Source organism: Streptomyces sp. NPDC000878 (assembly GCF_053599695.1).
Window position 1 is genome coordinate 140,277 of sequence record NZ_JBSFMT010000015.1, and the last position, 14,943, is coordinate 155,219.

General features: G+C 67.9%; 12 protein-coding genes. 5 read left to right on the forward strand and 7 right to left on the reverse strand.

What is annotated here, in order from left to right; translation table 11 throughout:
• Positions 1 to 11: 11 nt before the first annotated feature.
• From gyrA to dnaA, 7 genes are all read right to left on the reverse strand, one after another.
• On the reverse strand, positions 12 to 2,609 hold the full coding sequence (gyrA, locus tag ACWDR4_RS16545; RefSeq protein ID WP_450409050.1) for a DNA gyrase subunit A: 2,598 nt from the start codon (positions 2,607 to 2,609) through the stop codon (positions 12 to 14).
• A 42-nt stretch (positions 2,610 to 2,651) separates the two neighbouring features.
• The gene (gyrB, locus tag ACWDR4_RS16550) at positions 2,652 to 4,712 is read right to left on the reverse strand and encodes a DNA topoisomerase (ATP-hydrolyzing) subunit B (protein WP_450409052.1); all 2,061 of its coding nucleotides are present in this window, start codon (positions 4,710 to 4,712) and stop codon (positions 2,652 to 2,654) included.
• A 397-nt stretch (positions 4,713 to 5,109) separates the two neighbouring features.
• Positions 5,110 to 5,670 (reverse strand): DUF721 domain-containing protein, encoded by a 561-nt coding sequence (locus ACWDR4_RS16555; RefSeq protein WP_450409054.1) that lies wholly within the window; start codon positions 5,668 to 5,670, stop codon positions 5,110 to 5,112.
• Entirely contained in the window at positions 5,667 to 6,788 is a 1,122-nt protein-coding gene (recF, locus tag ACWDR4_RS16560) for a DNA replication/repair protein RecF (RefSeq protein WP_450409056.1), read from the reverse strand. The genes ACWDR4_RS16555 and recF overlap by 4 nt, the downstream gene beginning before the upstream one ends.
• Before the next feature lie 52 nt (positions 6,789 to 6,840).
• Positions 6,841 to 7,716, reverse strand: a complete 876-nt coding sequence (gene gnd / locus ACWDR4_RS16565) for a phosphogluconate dehydrogenase (NAD(+)-dependent, decarboxylating) (protein WP_450409058.1) — start codon at positions 7,714 to 7,716, stop codon at positions 6,841 to 6,843.
• 145 nt (positions 7,717 to 7,861) lie between these two features.
• Positions 7,862 to 8,992, reverse strand: a complete 1,131-nt coding sequence (gene dnaN, locus ACWDR4_RS16570; RefSeq protein WP_105970234.1) for a DNA polymerase III subunit beta — start codon at positions 8,990 to 8,992, stop codon at positions 7,862 to 7,864.
• 936 nt (positions 8,993 to 9,928) lie between these two features.
• Entirely contained in the window at positions 9,929 to 11,815 is a 1,887-nt protein-coding gene (gene dnaA / locus ACWDR4_RS16575; protein WP_450409060.1) for a chromosomal replication initiator protein DnaA, read from the reverse strand.
• A 387-nt stretch (positions 11,816 to 12,202) separates the two neighbouring features.
• Here dnaA and rpmH point away from each other — a divergent pair, with 387 nt between their 5' ends.
• Genes rpmH through ACWDR4_RS16600 form a run of 5 tightly spaced genes read left to right on the forward strand, consistent with a single transcriptional unit; the run spans position 12,203 to position 14,904 of the window.
• Entirely contained in the window at positions 12,203 to 12,340 is a 138-nt protein-coding gene (gene rpmH / locus ACWDR4_RS16580; protein ID WP_006381191.1) for a 50S ribosomal protein L34, read from the forward strand.
• Positions 12,341 to 12,361: 21 nt separating this feature from the next.
• Positions 12,362 to 12,733 carry a ribonuclease P protein component gene (rnpA, locus tag ACWDR4_RS16585; protein WP_235476823.1) on the forward strand — a complete coding sequence of 124 codons (372 nt, stop codon included), beginning with the start codon at positions 12,362 to 12,364 and terminating at the stop codon, positions 12,731 to 12,733.
• Positions 12,730 to 13,083, forward strand: a complete 354-nt coding sequence (gene yidD, locus ACWDR4_RS16590) for a membrane protein insertion efficiency factor YidD (protein WP_450409062.1) — start codon at positions 12,730 to 12,732, stop codon at positions 13,081 to 13,083. Before rnpA ends, yidD begins: the two co-directional genes overlap by 4 nt.
• Before the next feature lie 3 nt (positions 13,084 to 13,086).
• On the forward strand, positions 13,087 to 14,373 hold the full coding sequence (gene yidC, locus ACWDR4_RS16595) for a membrane protein insertase YidC (protein WP_450409064.1): 1,287 nt from the start codon (positions 13,087 to 13,089) through the stop codon (positions 14,371 to 14,373).
• A gap of 15 nt (positions 14,374 to 14,388) precedes the next feature.
• Positions 14,389 to 14,904, forward strand: a complete 516-nt coding sequence (locus ACWDR4_RS16600) for a Jag family protein (protein WP_369029137.1) — start codon at positions 14,389 to 14,391, stop codon at positions 14,902 to 14,904.
• The last annotated feature ends 39 nt before the right edge of the window (positions 14,905 to 14,943 follow it).

Below are 14,943 nucleotides of genomic sequence, written 5' to 3' on the forward strand. Positions count from 1 at the left end.
CACTCCTCGCGCTACTCCGACGAGGACTGATCGCCCTCGTCCGTGCCGGTGGTCGCGGCACCCTCGGCCGTCGGCTCGTCCACGGCGTCGTCGCCGTCGACCTCCTCGGCCTCGCGTCCCGCCTCGGCGTTTCGTGCGATGCCGACAACGGCATCGCGCTTGCCCAGGTTGATCAGTTGGACGCCCATGGTGTCACGGCCCGTCTCCCTGACCTCATTGACTCGCGTACGAATCACACCGCCGGAGAGCGTGATGGCGAGGATCTCGTCGGTCTCCTCGACCACCAGCGCACCGACAAGAGAACCGCGGTCCTCGACGATCTTGGCGGCCTTGATACCGAGGCCGCCGCGACCCTGGACGCGGTACTCGTCGACGTTGGTCCGCTTCGCGTACCCGCCGTCTGTGGCAGTGAACACGAACGTACCGGGTCGAACAACATTCATCGAGAGCAGCTGGTCTCCCTCACGGAAGCTCATGCCCTTGACACCCGAGGTGGCCCGGCCCATCGGACGCAGTGCGTCGTCCGTCGCCGTGAACCTGATCGACTGTGCCTTCCTGCTGATCAGCAGCAGATCGTCCTCGGACGAAACGAGTTCGGCTCCGATCAGTTCGTCGTCGGAACCGTCCTCCGTCTCACGGAGGTTGATCGCGATGACACCACCGGAACGCGGCGAATCGTAATCCTTCAGAGGCGTCTTCTTCACCAGACCGCCCTTGGTGGCCAGCACCAGGTACGGCGCCACCTCGTAGGTGCGGATCGCGAGGATCTGCGCGATCGACTCGTCCGGCTGGAAGGCCAGCAGGTTGGCGACGTGCTGTCCACGCGCGTCACGTCCGGCGTCCGGCAGTTCGTACGCCTTCGCGCGGTAGACCCGGCCCTTGTTGGTGAAGAACAGCAGCCAATGGTGGGTCGTCGACACGAAGAAGTGGTCGACGATGTCGTCTTCCTTGAGTTTCGTGCCGCGTACGCCCTTGCCGCCGCGCTTCTGCGAGCGGTAGTCCTCGGTCTTGGTGCGCTTGACGTAGCCACCGCGCGAGATGGTGACGACGATGTCCTCTTCGGCGATCAGGTCCTCGATGGACATGTCACCGTCGAAGGGCACCAGCTTGGAGCGTCGGTCGTCGCCGAACTTCTCGACGATCGCGGCGAGTTCCTCGCTGATGATGCCGCGCTGACGCACGGGCGAGGCCAGGATCGCGTTGTACTCACGGATCTTCGCCTGCAGCTCGTCGTGCTCGGCGACGATCTTCTGGCGCTCCAGAGCGGCCAGCCGGCGCAGCTGCATCTCCAGGATCGCGTTGGCCTGGATCTCGTCGATCTCCAGGAGGCCCATCAGGCCCTCACGCGCGATCTCCACGGTGTCACTGCGCCGGATCAGCGCGATGACCTCGTCGATGGCGTCCAGGGCCTTCAGAAGGCCACGCAGGATGTGCGCGCGCTCCTCGGCCTTGCGCAGCCGGAACTTCGTGCGCCGGACGATGACCTCGATCTGGTGCGTCACCCAGTGCCGGATGAACGCGTCCAGGGACAGGGTCCGCGGGACGCCGTCCACCAGCGCCAGCATGTTCGCGCCGAAGTTCGTCTGCAGGTCGGTGTGCTTGTACAGGTTGTTCAGCACGACCTTGGCGACCGCGTCCCGCTTCAGGACGATCACCAGGCGCTGACCCGTACGGGACGACGTCTCGTCGCGGACGTCCGCGATGCCGCCGACCTTGCCGTCCTTCACCAGGTCGGCGATCTTCTGCGCGAGGTTGTCCGGGTTGACCTGGTAGGGGAGTTCGGTGACCACCAGGCACTGGCGGTTCTGGATCTCCTCGACATCGACGACCGCGCGCATCGTGATGGAGCCACGGCCCGTGCGGTACGCCTCCTCGATGCCCTTACGGCCCACCACGAGGGCACCACTGGGGAAGTCGGGGCCCTTGATCCGCTCGATCAGGGCGTCGAGGAGCTCCTCGTGGGATGCCTCGGGGTTCTCCAGGTACCACTGGGCACCGGACGCGACCTCACGGAGGTTGTGCGGCGGGATGTTCGTCGCCATACCGACCGCGATGCCCGCCGAGCCGTTGATCAGCAGGTTCGGGAAGCGCGCCGGCAGAACCGTCGGCTCCTGGTTGCGGCCGTCGTAGTTGTCCGTGAAGTCGACGGTCTCCTCGTCGATGTCACGGACCATCTCCATGGACAGCGGCTTCAGCTTGCACTCGGTGTACCGCATGGCGGCGGCCGGGTCGTTGCCGGGAGAGCCGAAGTTGCCGTTGGAGTCCACCAGCGGCATCCGCATCGACCACGGCTGCGCGAGACGGACCAGCGCGTCGTAGATCGAGGAGTCGCCGTGCGGGTGGTAGGTGCCCATGACGTCACCGACGACGCGGGCGCACTTGTAGAAGCCCTTCTCGGGCCGGTAGCCGCCGTCGTACATGGCGTACAGCACACGGCGGTGGACGGGCTTGAGACCGTCCCGTACGTCGGGCAGCGCACGCGACACGATGACGGACATCGCGTAGTCGAGATAGGAGCGCTGCATCTCCGTCTCGAGCCCGACGGGCTCGACGCGGAGGGTGATCTCGCCGCCTTCTTCAGGCGTGCCAGGAGTGATTTCGTCGGCCATTGCTGGTGAAGATCCTTTCTGGTGCGGTCAGCTGAGACCGACTCAGATGTCGAGGAAGCGGACGTCCTTGGCATTGCGCTGGATGAACGCGCGGCGCGCCTCGACGTCCTCGCCCATCAGGACCGAGAACAGGTCGTCTGCCTGCGCGGCGTCGTCGAGCGTGACCTGGCCGAGGACCCGGTGCTCCTGGTCCATCGTCGTGATGCGCAGCTCCTCGGCGTTCATCTCGCCGAGGCCCTTGAAGCGCTGGATCGAGTCCTCACGGACCCGCTTGCCGCTCTGCCGGCCCAGCTCGATCAGGGCGTCGCGCTCACGGTCCGAGTACGCGTACTCGAAGTCGTCCCGGCCCCACTTGATCTTGTACAGCGGCGGACGCGACAGGAACACGTGTCCGGCCTCGACCAGCGGGCGCATGAAGCGGAACAGGAAGGTCAGCAGCAGGGTGTTGATGTGCTGGCCGTCGACGTCGGCGTCCGCCATCAGGATGATCTTGTGATAGCGCAGCCGCGCGATGTCGAAGTCCTCGTGGACACCGGTACCGAACGCCGAGATCAGCGCCTGGATCTCCTGGTTCTGCAGGATCTTGTCGATCCTGGCCTTCTCGACGTTGAGGATCTTGCCGCGGATCGGGAGGATCGCCTGGTACTGCGGGTTGCGGCCGGACTTGGCCGAGCCGCCGGCGGAGTCACCCTCGACGATGAAGATCTCGCACTTGGTGGGGTCGTTCGACTGGCAGTCGGACAGCTTGCCCGGCAGCGACGCCGTCTCCAGCAGACCCTTGCGACGCGTGAGGTCACGCGCCTTGCGGGCCGCCACGCGCGCGGTGGCCGCCTGGATGCCCTTGCGGATGATGTCCGAGGCCTCGACCGGGTTGCGGTCCAGCCAGTCGTTGAGGTGCTCGTAGACCGCCTTCTGTACGAAGGTCTTCGCCTCCGTGTTGCCCAGCTTGGTCTTCGTCTGCCCCTCGAACTGGGGCTCGGCCAGCTTGACCGAGATGATCGCGGTCAGACCCTCGCGGATGTCGTCGCCCGTGAGGTTGTCGTCCTTCTCACGGAGCAGCTTCTTGTCGCGCGCGTACTTGTTGATCAGCGAGGTCAGCGCCGCCCGGAAGCCCTCCTCGTGCGTGCCGCCCTCATGCGTGTGGATGATGTTGGCGAAGGAGTACACACCCTCGCTGTAACCGGTGTTCCACTGCATCGCGACCTCGAGGGACAGGCTCTTGTCCTTGTCCTCCGCCTCCAGGTCGATGACGGTCGCGTGGACCACGTCACCCTTACGGGAGTTGAGGTGCGTCACGAAGTCGACGATGCCGCCCTCGTAGTGGTACGAGACGGTCCTGACCTCGTCCTTCGCGTCGGCACCCGCCTCGTCCGCACCCGTCGTGGCCTTCGCCACCTCGCGCTCGTCAGTGAGGTTGATCGTCAACCCCTTGTTGAGGAACGCCATCTCCTGGAAGCGCCGCGAGAGCGTCTCGAAGGAGTACTCGGTGGTCTCGAAGATGTCGGCGTCGGCCCAGAAGGTGACCGACGTGCCGTGCTCCTGCGTCGCCTCGTGCTGGGCCAGCGGAGCCGTCGGGACGCCCAGCTTGTAGTCCTGCGTCCAGCGGTAGCCGTCGGTCCGCACCTCGACGGCGACCCTGCTGGACAGGGCGTTCACGACGGACACACCGACGCCGTGCAGACCGCCGGAGACCGCGTAGCCGCCGCCGCCGAACTTGCCGCCCGCGTGCAGCACAGTCAGTACGACCTCGACGGCCGGCTTCCCCTCGGAGGGGACGATGCCCACCGGGATGCCACGGCCGTTGTCGATGACGCGCACTCCGCCGTCGGCGAGGATCGTCACGTCGATGGTGTCCGCGTGACCGGCCAGCGCCTCGTCGACCGAGTTGTCGACGACCTCCTGCACCAGGTGGTGCAGACCACGCTCACCGGTCGAACCGATGTACATGCCGGGTCGCTTGCGGACCGCGTCCAGACCCTCGAGGACGGTGATGGCGCTGGCGTCGTACGAGGCGGTGACCTCGCCGTTCATGGAGGTCGCCTCGGGTTTCGCGCCGGCGTCGGTGGACGGGATGTTCTCGTTGGGGTTGCCGGAATCGGCCACGAAGCGCCCTTTCTGGCACAGCACAAGCCGACTCCCGGCGGGGTGGCCGGAGCGGCTGCGGCATGTTGCGTTGGTAAGCCTTGGTCAGCGGTGGGAACGCATTTCCCGGTGTTCCCCTCCCGTGGGGCGGGATTAGCTCCCAGTCTACCGGTAGCGCCGACAGTGATGGGGGTTTGCCGGTACCTGAGTCCGCATGTGCCGCCCTCAACCGGTCTCTCCCGAGTCCCCATATGCGGAGCGGGGCTCCAAGGGGCTTGGAGAGGCACTCAGCGCTTCCGGGTGTCAACCCTTGGCTACCGGGGAGTCAGGTGGCGATTCGCAAAAGCGCGCACCACCGTCCGCACGCCCCCGACCTGCCCGGCATGTGACACACCTCACCCACAGAGAGTGGCGGGGCTCACCCGTAGGTGTCGCCCGGGCCCGTGCTCCCGGGCGCCCGCAACGGGCCGAACCGACGGGCCGGACCATGGGGGCCGAGCACCTTGATCAGCCGCACCCGGCCGTGCCCCAGGTCCTCGTTCAGGCGTGCGACCAGCTGCGGAGCGAGCAGCCGCAGGTTCGTCGCCCACGCCGTCGAGTCGCAGCGCACGATCAGCACCCGCTCGTCCTCGTCGTACGACTCCGGCACACAGTGGTTGGCCAGATCCTCACCGACGATCTGCGGCCAGCGGCCCATCACCCCGCCCACCGCGGCCGGCGCCTCCCACCCGCGCTCCGTCACCAGCCGGTTGATCGCCGCACCGAGCGCCATGGGGTCACGCCCGTCCCGCCCCGAGCCGGAGCGCAGCCCGCCCCCGCGCCGCGACTGCTTCTTCTGCTGCGCCGCGTCCCCACGCGCGCGTGCGGCCTCTTTCGCCGCCCGCAGCGCCACCCGCGCGAGATCCACCCCGGAGGGCTCGGGGGACGGCTTGGGGGCTTCCTCGGGGCTTCCCCCGGACAGGGGCTCCTGGGCGCTCATGCGCGCTCCACCGCCCCGTCCGCCACCGAGTACCGCGTCCCCGCCAGCACATGCGGTACGTCGTCGTCGACCGCGGCCGTCACCAGCACCTGCTCGCCGGGCGCCACCAGCTCCGCCAGCCGCTCCCGGCGCCGGGTGTCCAGCTCCGCGAACACGTCGTCGAGCACGAGCACCGGCTCGTTCCCCTCGGCCCGCAGCAGGTCGTACGAGGCCAGCCGCAGCGCCAGCGCGTACGACCACGACTCACCGTGGGACGCGTACCCCTTGGCGGGCAGCTGACCGAGCTTCAGATGCACATCGTCCCGATGCGGACCCACCAGGGTCACACCCCGCTCGATCTCCTGCTTGCGGACCTCCGCCAGAGCCCCCATCAGCTGCTCGTACAGCTCCTCGCGCGCGTGTGCCTCACCCGGCGCCGACGGCTTGTACTCCAGGGCGATCGGACCGCCGCCGGGCGCCAGCTGCTCGTACGCCTTGTCGGCCAGCGGCTGGAGCGCGGCCACCAGGTCGAGCCGCTGGGCCAGCAACTCGGCTCCCACGCGCGCGAGATGCTGGTCCCACACGTCGAGCGTCGACAGGTCCATCGTGCGCCCGCCGTGCCGCCGGGCCAGCGCCGCCGACTTGAGGAGCGTGTTGCGCTGCTTGAGGACACGGTCGTAGTCGGAGCGCACACCCGCCATCCGCGGGGAGCGCGCGGTGATCAGCTCGTCGAGGAACCGCCGCCGCTCACCCGGATCCCCCTTCACCAGCGCGAGATCCTCCGGCGCGAACAGCACAGTCCGTACGATCCCCAGGACGTCACGGGGTCTGACCTGCGACGACCTGTTGATGCGGGCGCGGTTCGCACGGCCGGGGTTCAGCTCCAGCTCGACCAGCTGCTGCCGCTCGCCCTGCTTGACCTGTGCCCGGATGATCGCCCGGTCGGCGCCCATGCGGACCAGGGGCGCGTCCGAGGAGACCCGGTGACTGCCCAGGGTGGCGAGATAGCCGACCGCCTCGACGAGGTTGGTCTTGCCCTGCCCATTGGGGCCCACGAACGCGGTGACGCCCGGATCGAGCGGGACCTCGACCCGGGCGTACGAGCGGAAGTCGGCCAGCGAAAGATGCGTGACGTGCATGGTCGTTCGCCGACCTCCCCCGAGCTTGTGGACCGCTGGGCGGCCCTGTGGATTACTTCGCCTCGACCGCGTGGCCGCCGAACTGGTTGCGCAGCGCTGCGATCATCTTCATCTGCGGGGAGTCGTCCTGCCGGGACGCGAACCGCGCGAACAGCGACGCGGTGATCGCGGGCAGCGGAACGGCGTGGTCTATCGCGGCCTCCACGGTCCAGCGGCCCTCCCCGGAGTCCGCGGCGAACCCGCGCAGCCTGTCCAGGTGCTCGTCCTCGTCGAGGGCGTTGACCGCCAGGTCGAGCAGCCAGGAACGGATCACGGTGCCCTCCTGCCAGGACCGGAAGACCTCGCGCACATCCGTGACGGAGTCGACCTTCTCGAGGAGCTCCCAGCCCTCGGCGTAGGCCTGCATCATGGCGTACTCGATGCCGTTGTGGACCATCTTCGAGAAGTGCCCGGCGCCCACCTTGCCCGCGTGCACCGCCCCGAAGTCGCCCTTGGGCTTGAGGGCGTCGAAGACCGGCTCGACCTTGGCTATGTCCTCGGCGTCGCCGCCGTACATCAGCGCGTAGCCGTTCTCCAGGCCCCAGACGCCCCCGGAGACACCGCAGTCGACGAAGCCGATGCCCTTGGCCGCCAGCTCCTCCGCGTGCCTCTCGTCGTCCGTCCAGCGCGAGTTGCCGCCGTCCACGACGACGTCACCGGGCTCAAGCAGCTCGGCCAGCTCGTCTACGGTGGACTGGGTCGGGGCGCCGGCCGGGACCATCACCCACACCACCCGCGGGGCGCTGAGCCCGTCCACAAGCTCCTTGAGGCTGTGGACATCGGCGACGTCCGGGTTGCGGTCGTATCCGACGACGGTGTGGCCTGCGCGGCGGATCCGCTCGCGCATGTTGCCGCCCATCTTGCCGAGGCCGACGAGACCGAGCTGCATCAGTTGTTCCTTAGGTTGCGACGTGGCATGAGGGCACTCCTGTTGCTCGTACCCACGTCCGAGCCTAAACCCGGACGCTCACGCACATCTGTGGGCATACGCGCTCAAACGTATGCCCACACCTGCGGTGTCCTTCCGGAGCCGCTCAGCCGCTCAGGCGCACCGGCATGATCAGGTACTTGTACGCCTCGTCCGCCTCGGCGTCCACGGCCGGCTTGCCGCTGAGCAGCGCGGGCTTCGTGGACGTCGTGAAGGAGAGCTGGGCGACCGGGGAGTCGATGGCGCTCAGGCCGTCCAGCAGGAACGTCGGGTTGAAGGCGATCGAGACGTCGTCGCCCTCCAGCTGGGCGTCGACCCTTTCCACAGCCTGTGCGTCGTCGCTGGAACCGGCCTCCAGGATGAGCACGCCCTGCTCGAAGCTGAGCCGCACCGGGGTGTTCCGCTCGGCCACCAGGGCCACACGCTTGACGGCCTCCACGAAGGGGGCGGTCTCGATCACGGCGATGGAGTTGAACTCCGTCGGGAACAGCGAGCGGTACTTCGGGAGGTCGCCCTCCAGGAGCCGGGTCGTCGTACGGCGGCCCGCGCCCTCGAAACCGATGAGGCCCTCGCCCGCACCCGAGCCGGACAGCGCCAGGATCACGCTGTCGCCGCTCGTGAGGGCCTTGGCGGTGTCCAGGAGCGTCTTGGCGGGCACCAGGGCCACCGCGGACGCCTCCGGGTCCTCCGGCTTCCACAGGAACTCACGGACCGCGAAGCGGTAGCGGTCGGTGGACGCCAGCGTGACCCGGTCGCCCTCGATCTCGATGCGCACACCGGTGAGGACGGGCAGCGTGTCGTCACGGCCGGCCGCGATGGCCACCTGGGCGGCGGCGGACGCGAAGACCTCACCGGGCACCGTGCCGGTCGCGGTGGGCATCTGCGGCAGCGCCGGGTACTCCTCCACAGGCAGTGTGTGGAGCGTGAAGCGGGAGGAGCCGCACACCACCGTCGCCCGTACGCCGTCCATGGAGATCTCCACCGGGCGGTTGGGCAGGGCGCGGCAGATGTCGGCGAGGAGGCGGCCGGACACCAGGACCGTGCCCTCCTCCTCGACCTCGGCCTCGACCGAGACCCGCGCGGAGACCTCGTAGTCGAAGCTCGACAGGCTCAGCTGGCCTTCCTCGGCCTTCAGCAGCAGCCCGGCGAGGACAGGGGCCGGCGGACGGGCCGGGAGGCTGCGCGCCGCCCAGGCAACTGCCTCCGCGAGTACGTCGCGTTCCACCCGGATCTTCACTGTTGCCGCCTCCTGCTGTTGCCGGCGCTTCTCGGCCTGCCTGGCTTCGTCGTCTGTCTCGGTGTCGTCGGTCCCCGTGCTGGGAAGGACACCGGGGAACAGTCTGACGCACGGCACTGACAGTAGGTGCCTGTCGGGGTCAAGTCGTGACGAGGGGCAGCCGGGCTCCCGACAGCGAGTTGTGCACAGGACCCGCTTCGAAACGGATTCCGAGCTCTCTCTAGTTGTCAGTAGTAGTAGGGGCTGTGGATACCGTGGATAACCCCGTTTTCGCAGCTCAGGCGGGAGATTTTGTCCACTGACCCTGTGGGTGGAGGCGGTGGATAACTCGCCCTCTCTGTGGAGAACAGAAAGTTCTGCACACCCCATGCACAGGCGGGGGTCACTTCTCCCCAGCGCCGTCCCCAGCTTTACCCACCTTTCCCACAGCCCAACCCGGCACCTTCGTGTGACGCCTTTCACTCGACACGGTGAGGAGGCGCGTCGTGTTGCCGAACAGTGGACAGAGGTGTGGAGAAGCCGGTGATCGCTGGGGACAACCGGCCGCAGCCTGTGGGCCGTCGGTGGACAACTCCGTGCACAGCCTGTGGATCATTTCTTCGTCCACAGCCTGTGGAGATCTTTTGTCCACCAATCCACAACCACCTGACCTGGTCTGATGGTCTATCACCAGCCTTGCCTGTGGACACAGTCTGGACAACTTCCCGGTCCCCAGGGTGTGGACGCGAGAAAGTCACCAAATCTGTGGAGGGTGGCCGTAACTCGGCCCGCATTCGAACAGCGGGTTGCGGCCCGGCAACGGCCGACGGGCACCGGGAACGGCGGGAGAACGGGCGGGAACCCTCCAGGAACCCTTCAGAGAGCTGCCGGAGAACGCCGAAGGGCGCCCTCGGGAACTCGTCCCGGGGCGCCCTCGGTGGGGTGACCGCGCTGCTGTCAGCCGTTCTTGATGCGGTTGGTCAGCTCGGTGACCTGGTTGTAGATGGAGCGGCGCTCGGCCATCAGCGCACGGATCTTGCGGTCGGCGTGCATGACGGTCGTGTGGTCACGGCCGCCGAACTGCGCGCCGATCTTCGGCAGGGACAGGTCCGTGAGTTCGCGGCACAGGTACATGGCGATCTGGCGGGCCGTGACCAGCTGACGGCCGCGTGAGCTGCCGCAGAGGTCCTCGACCGTGAGGCCGAAGTAGTCGGCGGTCGCCGCCATGATGGCCGGCGCGGTGATCTCGGGGGTCGAGTCCTCGCCGCCGGGGATCAGGTCCTTCAGGACGATCTCGGTGAGGCCGAGGTCCACCGGCTGCCGGTTGAGCGACGCGAACGCCGTCACCCGGATCAGCGCCCCCTCCAGCTCGCGGATGTTGCGCGAGATGCGGGAGGCGATGAACTCCAGGACCTCCGGCGGGGCGTTGAGCTGCTCCTGGACCGCCTTCTTACGGAGGATCGCGATGCGCGTCTCCAGCTCGGGCGGCTGGACGTCGGTGATCAGTCCCCACTCGAAACGGTTCCGCAGCCGGTCCTCAAGCGTCACCAGCTGCTTGGGCGGCCGGTCGGACGAGAGCACGATCTGCTTGTTCGCGTTGTGGAGCGTGTTGAAGGTGTGGAAGAACTCCTCCTGCGTCGACTCCTTGTCCGCGAGGAACTGGATGTCGTCGACGAGCAGGATGTCCATCTCGCGGTAGCGCTTGCGGAAGCTGTCGCCCTTGCCGTCGCGGATGGAGTTGATGAACTCGTTGGTGAACTCCTCCGAGCTGACGTACCGCACGCGCGTGCCGGGGTAGAGGCTCCGCGCGTAGTGCCCGATCGCGTGCAGGAGGTGCGTCTTGCCGAGCCCCGACTCCCCATAGATGAAGAGGGGGTTGTACGCCTTCGCGGGTGCCTCGGCGACGGCGACGGCCGCCGCGTGGGCGAAACGGTTCGACGCCCCGATGACGAAGGTGTCGAACAGGTATTTGGGGTTGAGGCGTGCCGTGGGTTCGCCGGGGCCCTGCGCCGGGCTCTGCCGCGAAGCCGACGGGCCGGGTGCGCCTCCGCCGGGGCGCATGGAGCCGCCGGGTCCGCCCCGGTGTGCGTGGCCGCCGCCCGACGGGGACTCCGAGAGGTCGCGGCGGTTGTCGCGCTGCTCGTACTCCGAGCGCTGCTGTTCGTAGTCGTTGCGCTGCTGGCCGTACTCGGACTGCTGCTGCTCGTATTCGGACCGCTGCTGTTCGTACGGGGAGCGGTCGCGCGGCGGCTGGGGGCGGTAGTCCGAGGACGGTGAGGCGTACGGGTCGCGCTCCGGGAAGCCGAGCCGGGGCTGCTGCCAGCCGTAGTCGTCCTGGGTGGTCCGGGGCCAGGCGCCGGGTTCGGGGCGCTGGTACTCGGAGGGGTAGGCCGGGCGGGCGGTGGGGAGCTGGTCCCCGTGGGAGGGCTGCTGGCCGTCGCGCGTCTGGGAGTGGTCGTCGGCGCGATGGCGGCCGTACCCCTGGTACGGGTCGCGGGCCGACGGCAGCTCGGGCTCCTCGTAGCGCGACTGCGGCGGGGCGGGGGGCGCGGGCGGGGAGGGCTCGCCGACGGAGTCGTCCACGGTGATCGCGATACGGATCGGCCGGCCGCACTCGCGGCTGAGGGTTTCGCTGACGATCGGCGCGAGGCGGCCTTCGAGCACGCCTTTCGCAAATTCGTTCGGTACGGCGAGCAGTGCGGTGTCCGCGACCAGGGCCAGCGGCTGACAGCGCCTGATCCAGCGCTCGTCCTTCACCTCGACGCCCTGTCCACGGCCCTCACCGAGGAGTTGTTCGAGCACTCGTGGCCACACTGCGGCAAGATCGGCAGGTACGTCAGCCACAGGGCACGCTCTCTCGCGGGTCCCACGAACGTGTGGTTCTGGGACGTATCGGGATGTACATCGGGTGGGACGGGCGAATGGGAGTCCGGCCAAGGTAGTCAGGGCGACGGGTGCGGTTCAAGTTGTTGTCCCCAGGCTGTGGATAGTGTCTCGCCCCGGGTGCTGGTTTGACCGGATGGCGTAGCCCCGCGTACCGTGACCAGGTCGAGTTGTCGATGGCTGCTGCCGCCTGCCTCCGATGGGCATAGATCACCAACAAGTGCTCCCACCAGGGCACCTTCCAGTGATCGGGAGCGGTGCACTCGGGCGTAAGCGAGCTACTCGTGGGCGCACGGTGACAGCCAAGACGGCACCCCGGTACCTACCGATTCTTTCTGGAGCCCCCGAGTGAGCAAGCGCACCTTCCAGCCGAACAACCGTCGCCGCGCGAAGACCCACGGTTTCCGCCTGCGGATGCGTACCCGTGCCGGTCGCGCGATTCTCGCGAACCGCCGTGGCAAGGGTCGCGCGAGCCTGTCCGCCTGATCCTGATCAGGTCATGACGTCGTGCTGCCTACCGAGCATCGGCTGAGGCGGCGCGAGGACTTCGCGACCGCGGTACGACGGGGTCGCCGGGCCGGCCGCCCGCTTCTCGTCGTCCATCTTCGTAGCGGTACCACGGACCCGCACGCGCCTGGGGAGAGCGCTCCCCCGACGCGTGCGGGTTTCGTCGTCAGCAAGGCAGTGGGCGGCGCGGTCGTCCGCAACAAGGTGAAGCGCAGGCTTCGCCACCTGATGCGGGACAGAGTCGCCGAGCTGCCCCCCGGTAGCCTGGTAGTCGTACGAGCGTTGCCCGGTGCGGGCGATGCCGACCATGCACAGCTGGCCCGAGACCTGGACGCCGCTCTGCAGCGGCTGCTGGGAGGGGGCGCGCGATGAAGTACCCGCTACTGGCTCTGATCAAGCTGTACCAGTGGACGATCAGTCCGCTGCTCGGGCCGGTCTGCAAGTACTACCCGTCGTGCTCCCACTACGGCCATACGGCCATCGACCGGCACGGCGCGGTCAAGGGAACGGCACTCACGGCTTGGCGCATCCTGCGGTGCAACCCGTGGTCGCTCGGCGGTGTGGACCATGTCCCGCCGCGCAAGCGTCCGCGGTGGCACGAAATGCTGCGCAACGCCTGGCATGCACGCAAGGGCGGGACCTCCGCCGCCGGCGCGGCCATCAAGGGGCAGAATCCTTCGAGCCCGGCCGCCGAGACCCCGTCCCATGTCCAAGGAGCATGATTAGTGGACACGATTGCCAGTATTTTCAGCTTCATCACGACACCCGTTTCCTGGGTCATCGTCCAGTTCCACAGCGTGTACGGCGCGATCTTCGGCGACGACACCGGGTGGGCCTGGGGCTTGTCCATCGTGTCCCTGGTGATCCTGATCCGCATCTGCCTGATCCCGCTCTTCGTGAAGCAGATCAAGGCGACCCGGGCCATGCAGACACTGCAGCCCGAGATGAAGAAGATCCAGGAGCGCTACAAGAACGACAAGCAGCGCCAGTCCGAAGAGATGATGAAGCTGTACAAGGAGACGGGTACCAACCCGCTCTCCTCGTGCCTTCCCATCCTGGCGCAGTCGCCGTTCTTCTTCGCGCTGTACCACGTGCTCAACAGCATCGCGAACAACGACACGATCGGTGTCATCAACCAGGGACTGCTGGAGAGCGCGCAGAAGGCGCATATCGTCGGCGCTCCACTGGCCGCGAAGTTCACGGACAGCGCGGCTGACGTCACGGCGCTCGACGCCTCGCTGACCACCGTCCGCATCGTCACCGCGGTCATGATCGTCCTGATGTCGGCGTCGCAGTTCTACACGCAGCGCCAGCTGATGACGAAGAACGTCGACACCACGGTGAAGACGCCGTTCATGCAGCAGCAGAAGATGCTGATGTACGTCTTCCCGATCATGTTCGCCGTCTTCGGCATCAACTTCCCGGTCGGTGTCCTCGTCTACTGGCTGACCACCAACGTGTGGACCATGGGCCAGCAGATGTACGTCATCCGCAACAACCCGACCCCGGGCAGCAAGGCTCAGGCCGCCTACCTGGAGCGCCTGCACAAGCACGTCACGCAGCACGGCAAGACCCGCAGCCGCGGTGAGCGTGCCATCGTGAAGGCCATCGTCTCCAAGGGCCGTGACCGCAACGAGTTCGAGCGCAAGTTCATCAACGGTCTGAACAAGGCGGGTCTGGCGGCCCAGGCCGACGGCACGGTGACGAAGGGCGTGAACCCGGAGGTCACCGAGACCGAGGACGGTACGCCCGCCACCGGCACCGCCAAGCGCCAGCAGCCCAAGCGTCAGAGCAAGTCCCAGCGTCAGTCGGGCGGCCCCAAGCCCGCGGGCGGTGCCGATCCGGACACCCCCACCACGTCGCTGATCAAGTCCGACGAGCCCGAGGACGCCAAGCCGGCCGGAGGAGCCGCCAAGCAGGCAGCCTCCAAGCCCGGCTCCGGTGGCCGCAGCAAGGCCCAGTCCGGACAGCGCAAGGGTCCGCAGCGCCCCAAGTCCCCGTCCAAGAAGTAAGAAGGAGTCCATCCCGTGACGGAAGGCACCACCACCTCCGCCGCAGCAGAGGGTGTCGACACCCTGTCCCGCCTGGAGCAGGAGGGCGAGATCGCGGCGGACTACCTTGAGGGTCTGCTGGACATCGCCGACCTCGACGGCGACATCGACATGGATGTCGAGGCCGACCGCGCCGCTGTCTCGATCATCAGCGACGCGGGCAGCCGCGACCTGCAGAAGCTGGTCGGCCGGGACGGCGAGGTGCTGGAGGCACTCCAGGAGCTCACGCGCCTGGCCGTGCACCGGGAGACCGGGGACCGCAGCCGACTGATGCTCGACATCGCGGGCTACCGTGCCAAGAAGCGCGAGGAGCTCTCGGAGCTGGGCGCCAAGGCCGCGGCCGAGGTCAAGAGCTCCGGCGAGCCCGTCAAGATGAAGCCGATGACCCCGTTCGAGCGCAAGGTCGTGCACGACGCGGTGAAGGCCGCCGGCCTGCGCAGCGAGTCCGAGGGCGAGGAGCCCCAGCGCTTCGTCGTCGTCCTTCCCGCCTGACCGGTACGTACGTCCCTCCGGCCCCGTCTGTTGCGCAGG

Coding starts and splice junctions, on each gene's coding strand:
- ACWDR4_RS16555 (WP_450409054.1), bottom strand. CDS start 5,670: ATGAGCGCCCAGGAGCCCCTGTCCGGGGGAAGCCCCGAGGAAGCCCCC.
- recF (WP_450409056.1), bottom strand. CDS start 6,788: ATGCACGTCACGCATCTTTCGCTGGCCGACTTCCGCTCGTACGCCCGG.
- yidD (WP_450409062.1), top strand. CDS start 12,730: ATGAAGTACCCGCTACTGGCTCTGATCAAGCTGTACCAGTGGACGATC.
- gnd (WP_450409058.1), bottom strand. CDS start 7,716: ATGCAGCTCGGTCTCGTCGGCCTCGGCAAGATGGGCGGCAACATGCGC.
- gyrA (WP_450409050.1), bottom strand. CDS start 2,609: ATGGCCGACGAAATCACTCCTGGCACGCCTGAAGAAGGCGGCGAGATC.